The sequence below is a fragment of the Candidatus Nanopusillus massiliensis genome (assembly GCF_920984865.1).
On sequence record NZ_OV100765.1, the window covers coordinates 470,030 to 470,294 of the forward strand.

2 protein-coding genes (1 of these 2 only partly in view) are annotated in these 265 nt (G+C 29.3%); both read right to left on the reverse strand.

What is annotated here, in order from left to right; translation table 11 throughout:
• The coding region annotated (locus LUA84_RS03345; RefSeq protein WP_305836296.1) for a PEP/pyruvate-binding domain-containing protein crosses the window boundary (this coding region is incomplete at its 3' end): on the reverse strand, positions 1-121 show 121 of its 359 nt. 238 nt of the annotated region lie to the left of the window's left edge.
• Between the two features lie 22 nt (positions 122-143).
• Positions 144-215 carry a hypothetical protein gene (locus LUA84_RS05430; protein WP_457913375.1) on the reverse strand — a complete coding sequence of 24 codons (72 nt, stop codon included), beginning with the start codon at positions 213-215 and terminating at the stop codon, positions 144-146.
• Positions 216-265: the final 50 nt, after the last annotated feature.

The following is a 265-nucleotide window of genomic DNA, read 5'->3' on the forward strand; positions in this document are numbered from 1 at the left end:
ATATTTCATTCTTTAAATCATCTGGAATATTTCCTTTTATAAATAATTCTTGTATTTGGCTGGCTGCTTTTCTCAATTNNGTTGGATTATTTACATCAATTGATTTTAATATTTCTTCCATTTTATTTTTTATTCCATTGTACTCAACAAATTTCCAATAACCTTCTGCATGTTATAGCAAATCCCGGAGGAACTGGAATACCTATTTTTGTCATTTCTCCCAAATTTGCAGCTTTTCCACCAACAATATTTACATCACTTTGAG